Here is a 6,395-nt window from a genome sequence, read left to right as displayed (position 1 = left end):
TCGTGAGGTGTGTAGTCTTCACGCTCTAGAAAGCGATTTACACTATCATGCGAGATATTATAAGTCTCGGCAAGTTGTGTGCAGCTAATAGAGTTCGGTTCTGTCATGAGAAAGCCCATACAAATGGGTAGAGTACAAGTTGCTGTAGAAGCATGTTTAATTCGTCTGATCACAGATACTTTATAAAGTATTTTAATACTTTTTTGAATCCGTCAATGCGTAAGTCCTATATTATTTATCAAGGAAAAGTTTTCTGTGAAAATTTCAAAAAGTCTGATATTGGTCTTCAAACCGTTTTACTACTTCAAGCCAACAATCTTATTGATGATGAAATTATAGAATATTTGAAAGAAGATAAGAGTTGTAGTTTCTTTTTATTGAAACAGAAAGATGACTTCACTGAAAATGAAATCAAATACAGAAAATATAAAGCGAATGGCACCCCTGAATTAATCTATAAAAATGCTGAATATTATGTAGCTCGAAATTGGGGTATTCGCAATACTGATAAGTTGATAAATAAATTTTCTCAAAAATTTCCTGGTCTTGTATATAAGAAAAATTAAAAAAAATTTAAATAAAAATGCCACCCGGAGGTGGCATTTTTTATTGCTGATTTATTCTTCATCTTGCTTAGGTGCTGCAGGAGGTAAATCTTTTACCGCTTCTGCAATCAAACCAAACATGTAGTTACCATAGGCATTGGTTTTATCGTAATGGAAACGCAAACGCGGTGTAATACGTGTCTTAATACGACGGCCGAGTTCATGACGCAAGAAACCAGATGCTTTGTTCAGCACATCTAACGTTTCTTTATTTGCCGCTTCGCTTTGCTCATCGCCAAGCTCACGGCCCATCACAGTCACATATACTTCAGCATAACCTAAGTCTGGACTAACCTTCACCGCAGAGATGGTCACGAGACCACCTAAGCGCGGATCTTTCAGCTCTTGGCGAATCAGTTCTGACAACTCACGTTGTACTGTATCCGCCATGCGCTTAAGACGTTGACTACCCGCCATTAAAGACTCCGTTTGATCAATTGAACATCATAGACTTCGATCTTGTCTTTTACTTTGATGTCTTTATAACCTTTCACCGCAAGACCACATTCCATACCTGCGCGAACTTCTTCCACCACGTCTTTATAGCGACGAAGTGACTCAAGCTCACCTTGGAATACTACTACGTCATCACGAAGGACACGAATTGGTTTATTACGGTGTAATACACCTTCAAGTACCATACAGCCTGCTGCTGCACCAAACTTACTTGAGTGGAACACTTCACGTACTTCAGCCACACCTAAAATAGTTTCACGGTGTTCAGGCGCAAGCTTACCACTCATCGCTGCTTTCACATCATCAATCAATTGATAGATGATTGAGTAGTAACGAATGTCGATGCCATCAGCATCCGCTTTTTGACGCGCTGCGTTATCCGCACGTACGTTAAAGCCAAGAAGTACCGCTTCAGAAGATTCAGCCAGTGTCACGTCAGATTCAGTGATCGCACCAACACCTGAGCCAATAACACGAACTTTAACTTCGTCTGTTGCAAGGTCAGCAAGAGCAACGTGTAATGCTTCCAATGTACCACGTACATCAGTTTTCAATACCACATTGACGATAGGCACATCTTTCTTGCCCATAGACGCCATGATATTTTCAAGACGCATTGCGCTTTGACGCTCAAGACGTTTTTGACGTTCACGATCCATACGCGCATCGGAAACTTCACGTGCTTTCTTCTCGTCATTCACAACCAGAACTTCATCACCCGCCATTGGCGCTTCAGGTAGACCTAAAATTTCAACTGGAATTGAAGGACCTGCTGATTGAATACGTTTACCGTTTTCATCTGTCATCGCACGTACGCGACCATAAGATGCACCCGCAAGAACAAGGTCACCTACTTTCAATGTACCGTTTTGAACAAGGATAGACGTTACCGCACCACGGCTGTTGTCTACACGCGCTTCAATCACCACACCTTGAGCAGCACCTTCTTCAGATGCTTTCAACTCAAGTAATTCAGCTTGGATTGAAATAATATCTAGGAGCTCATCAATACCTTGACCTGTATGTGCTGAAACCATTGCAACAGGAATGTCACCGCCCCATTGTTCAGGCACAATTTCTTTCACAGTCAATTCATTCAATACGCGATCTGGATCAGCCGACTCTTTGTCCATTTTATTAATGGCAACAATAATTGGGGTACCTGCAGCACGTGCGTGATCAATCGCTTCAGCTGTTTGTGGCATTACACCATCATCCGCCGCAACAACTAGAACGACGATATCCGTTGCTTTCGCACCACGTGAACGCATTGCAGTAAATGCTGCGTGTCCCGGAGTATCTAGGAAAGTAATGATACCCTTGTCCGTTGTAACGTGGTAAGCACCGATATGCTGTGTAATACCACCCGCTTCGCCTGCAGCCACTTTGGCACGACGAATACGGTCAAGTAACGATGTCTTACCATGGTCAACGTGACCCATGATGGTCACAACAGGAGGACGAGTCGTTTGAACGCCACGTGCTTCTTCTGCTGCTTCAAGTAAGTTATCTTCAGCTTGCGTATCAGATACTAAAACTGGGTTGTGGCCCATTTCTTCAACCACAAGTGCAGCAACTTCTTGCTCAATCGCTTGGTTTTGCGTAACTAACTCACCCATTTTCATAAGTGATTTAATAACTTCGCGTACTTTAACTGCCATTTTTGCAGCCAAGTCTGCAACCACAATCGTTGCACCAATTTCAACATCATAAACTTGTTTTTTAACTGGTTTTTCAAAGCCGTGCTTGTTGGCTTGGCTCGTTTTCAAACCACGTTTATGTGGGTTCTGGCTGAAAGATTGCTCCTCCTGACCACGACGACCACCTTTTTTCGGTGAACGTGTATTGGTGCTACTGGTACCACGCTTAATTTCGCGGTCTTCTTTGGCAAATGAATCTTCATATGCTTGACCAACCAGACCCGCTGCAAGTGGAGAATCATCCACTACACGAATGGTCGCAGTTGCATCTTCATTTGAATACTTAGATGCCATTTGACGCATTTGTTCAAGTGTACGTTGCTGCGCTTCTTCAGCTGCCTTACGACGTACTGCTTCTTCGGTCGCTTTTAATTGAGCGGCTTGAGCTTCACGTGCTTTTTTCTGTTCAGGTGTTTCAACAACTTTAACTTGTGCTTTAACCACAGGCTTATTGTTTGATTTACGCTTCACAACTACCGCAGCTTTTGATACTTCTTGCTTCGTCGTTTCTTGCTTTGCAGCAGCACGCATTGCTTCAAAGTTTGCAGCCGCTTTATTTACTACTGGAGTTTCAGCTTTAGGTTCCACCATAGCTTGAACGTTCGCACGAGCTTGTTGCTCAGCTTGCGCTTTTGCCAAAGCTTCCGCTTTAATTTGTTCTGGATCTGGCTTGGTAAATGTATGTTTCTTGCGAACTTCTACATTAATCGTTTTCGCTTTGCCCGAAGTACTTGCCACTTTGGCGGTACTGGTGGTTTTACGTTTCAACGTGATTTGTCCTGCATTACCCTCTTGACCGTGAACCTTTTTTAAATGGTTCACTAGGGTACTTTGTTGTTCAGTGGAAATAATATCGTCCGCCTTACGCTGTGGTAAACCTGCGTCACGAACCTGTTCCAGGAGTTTCTCAACTGGACGACCTACACTGAGCGCTAACTCTTTAATCGACTTGTCCGTCATATATTATCTCCTAGTTAAACCATGATTCGCGCGCTTTCATAATCAATTGACCCGCTTTCTCTGTACCTAAACCTTCAATATCTTCGATATCATCAGTCGCTTGGTCAGCTAAATCATCAACTGTAATGACACCACGAGCGGCAAGCGCATAAGCGATCTCTTGTGTCATGCCTTCCATTGCTAGAAGTTCTTCACTCGGATCTTGGATATTTTCTTGCTGTTGCAATGCATCTGCCAATGCCACTTCTTTGGCACGACCTTGTAACATTTCAACAATTTCTTCATCTAAATCAATTTCGTCAAATGTTTCCGCAGGAACATACGCAATTTCTTCTAATGAAGTGAAGCCCATTTCGACCAATGCCATCGCCAAATCTTCAGCAATGTCTAGACGTGAAACAAACAAGTCCAAGTATTGTTGTGCTTCATTTTGCTGACGTGCGTGATACTCTTCTTCAAGCATCATGTTTAGCTTGTAACCTGTGAGTTCAGAGGCTAAACGTACGTTTTGACCTTGTGAACCAATGGCACGCGCCAACTGATCGCTAGTTGCGAAAATAATGTCAGCAGTACGTTCTTCTTCATCAATCACAATACCCGATACATCGGCTGGCTCTAAAGCACTGGCGATATATTGCGCAGGATCATCAGACCACACCACAACATCAATACGCTCACCATTTAACTCTTGCTGTACTGCTTGGATGCGCGTACCACGCATACCAATACATGCACCTACAGGGTCAATACGATGGTCGTTGGTTTTTACTGCAATTTTTGCACGTACACCCGGCTGACGCGCTGCCGCTTTAATCTCGATGATTTCTTCAGAAATTTCTGGAATTTCTTTTTTCATCAACGCAATCAGCATTTCAGGCTTAGCACGTGACAATAACAATTGTGCACCACGACCTTCACGGTTCACGCTGTACAAAATTGCATTTACACGCTGCTTAGGACGCAAAATTTCTTTGGGGATCATTTCTTCACGCGCCAAATATGCTTCTGCATTGTCGCCTAAATCAATAATAAAGCCATCTTTGGTTTGCTTTTTCACTTCACCGTAAATCAGCTCGCCTACTTTGGCTTCATAAGCATCTGCAACCAACGCGCGTTCTGCTTCACGAATTTTTTGCACAATCACTTGCTTGGCAATTTGTGCAGCAATACGACCGAAGTCAATTGACTCAACTTCAAGTTCGCGAATGTCGCCAATTGACCATTGTGCAGGGTCTACATCAGAAATTGCATCTTGGCATGCAGGCATTTCATGATCTTCATCTGCCACTACTTCCCACTGACGGAAAGTCCTGTAGTCACCTGTTTTACGATCAATTTCCACACGTAAACGTGCTTCTTCTGAGTTTGTGCCTTCGTAGAATTTCTTTTTCGTCGCAGCAACAAGAGCCTGTTCAAGCGCCTCAAAAATTGCCTCACGACTTACACCTTTTTCGTTACTAACCGTTTCAACGACGGTAAGAATTTCACGTGCCATAAGTCACCTATTCGTTCAGATTCTTATTAATTTGATTAATCTTGGTAAATCAGGTTTGCTTTATCAATATTGTGACTGTCAATCTCCAATACCTGCTGTTTTTCCACTTCGACCTGAATAGTTTCATTTTCCAGATCTACAGCAATCAACTTCGCTTGAAATTTACGACGGTTTTCTACAGCACTGATTAAACGTAACGCAATGGTATGCCCAATATACGCAGGCAATTGCTCTAATTGGAAAAATGGACGATCCCAACCAGGTGATGACACTTCAAGCGCATATTCACCCGAAATTGGATCATGCACATCAAGCATTGCCCCAACTTGCTGGGTTACACGTACACAATCCTGCACACCAATACCGCGACCTTGCTCTAATTCGCCATCTTCATTTAAGACAGGTTCTGCATTTTCATCGACAGCTTTGTCGATATAAATACGTAACAAAGAACGCTTACCTTGTGGAATAAACTCGATTCCCCAAAGATCTACATCACATGCTTGCACTGCTGGCGCAATTAAGTCCTGAAGTGCTTGAGTTTTATTTGATAGCTTCATTTACTCTCGTCATTCTGCTGCGGTTCAATGGTCTTATTTGACCACTACACATTCATACAAACTATAGTAGTAGTGAAACATGACACTTTGACTTTAGGCCGCGCACGGCTTGTATCGACACTACACGATAGCCAATAAAAAAGGGCGTAATCGCCCCTATTCTTGCACAGTAAAACCAATATCCACTGTGCAAAAAGGCCCACCTAGTTGTGAGCCTCTTTAGAAACTTGGTAGTGGGGATTAGACTAAATCTAACCATCTTTGCTAGTTTATTGTGCTGAGTTAAATCAACTAAAACTAACGTACCACACCATTAGAAACTTGGTAGCGGGAGCTGGATTTGAACCAACGACCTTCGGGTTATGAGCCCGACGAGCTACCAGACTGCTCCATCCCGCATCAACGTGCAAAAATTATATACAAAAATGAATAAGTTTTCAATCAAACTTCTCATATTTGCCTGACTTAAGTTGCACCTTAGTCAGATTTTGGTAGCGGGAGTTGGATTTGAACCAACGACCTTCGCCAAGTTATCAAGGGTTGAGCCCGACAGACAAGCAACCAATCAAAACTGACATGACCAAACCATTAAAATGGTAGCGGGAGCTGGATTTGAACC

Annotated in this window: 5 protein-coding genes, 1 tRNA gene and 1 pseudogene; 1 reads left to right on the top strand and 6 read right to left on the bottom strand. The window is 42.8% G+C overall.

The window, feature by feature from the left end; all coding sequences use genetic code 11:
* A pseudogene (locus tag B2W49_RS01875) lies at positions 1 to 173 on the bottom strand (IS701 family transposase); the annotation flags it as partial.
* Positions 174 to 215: 42 nt separating this feature from the next.
* Between B2W49_RS01875 and B2W49_RS01870 the strand changes: the two are divergent.
* Positions 216 to 566 (top strand): hypothetical protein, encoded by a 351-nt coding sequence (locus B2W49_RS01870; RefSeq protein WP_291334054.1) that lies wholly within the window; start codon positions 216 to 218, stop codon positions 564 to 566.
* A gap of 51 nt (positions 567 to 617) precedes the next feature.
* Here B2W49_RS01870 and B2W49_RS01865 read toward each other — a convergent pair whose 3' ends face one another.
* The 5 genes from B2W49_RS01865 to B2W49_RS01845 form a co-directional block, all read right to left on the bottom strand.
* Entirely contained in the window at positions 618 to 1,022 is a 405-nt protein-coding gene (locus B2W49_RS01865) for a ribosome-binding factor A (RefSeq protein ID WP_291334052.1), read from the bottom strand.
* Complete coding sequence (gene infB, locus B2W49_RS01860; RefSeq protein ID WP_291334051.1) at positions 1,022 to 3,721, bottom strand: translation initiation factor IF-2; 2,700 nt, start codon at positions 3,719 to 3,721, stop codon at positions 1,022 to 1,024. Before infB ends, B2W49_RS01865 begins: the two co-directional genes overlap by 1 nt.
* 10 nt (positions 3,722 to 3,731) lie before the next feature.
* Entirely contained in the window at positions 3,732 to 5,216 is a 1,485-nt protein-coding gene (gene nusA, locus B2W49_RS01855) for a transcription termination factor NusA (RefSeq protein ID WP_291334049.1), read from the bottom strand.
* Positions 5,217 to 5,251: 35 nt separating this feature from the next.
* Positions 5,252 to 5,776 (bottom strand): ribosome maturation factor RimP, encoded by a 525-nt coding sequence (rimP, locus tag B2W49_RS01850; protein ID WP_291334047.1) that lies wholly within the window; start codon positions 5,774 to 5,776, stop codon positions 5,252 to 5,254.
* A 322-nt stretch (positions 5,777 to 6,098) separates the two neighbouring features.
* Positions 6,099 to 6,175: transfer RNA gene (locus B2W49_RS01845), tRNA-Met, on the bottom strand.
* Positions 6,176 to 6,395 lie beyond the last annotated feature (220 nt).

The sequence above is a fragment of the Acinetobacter sp. UBA801 genome (genome assembly GCA_002296655.1).
GTDB lineage: Bacteria > Pseudomonadota > Gammaproteobacteria > Pseudomonadales > Moraxellaceae > Acinetobacter.
Note: the sequence above shows the minus strand (reverse complement) of the source record. Positions and strands in the feature narration are given on the sequence as shown.

Coding starts and splice junctions, on each gene's coding strand:
- nusA (WP_291334049.1), bottom strand. CDS start 5,216: ATGGCACGTGAAATTCTTACCGTCGTTGAAACGGTTAGTAACGAAAAA.
- rimP (WP_291334047.1), bottom strand. CDS start 5,776: ATGAAGCTATCAAATAAAACTCAAGCACTTCAGGACTTAATTGCGCCA.
- B2W49_RS01865 (WP_291334052.1), bottom strand. CDS start 1,022: ATGGCGGGTAGTCAACGTCTTAAGCGCATGGCGGATACAGTACAACGT.
- B2W49_RS01870 (WP_291334054.1), top strand. CDS start 216: ATGCGTAAGTCCTATATTATTTATCAAGGAAAAGTTTTCTGTGAAAAT.
- infB (WP_291334051.1), bottom strand. CDS start 3,721: ATGACGGACAAGTCGATTAAAGAGTTAGCGCTCAGTGTAGGTCGTCCA.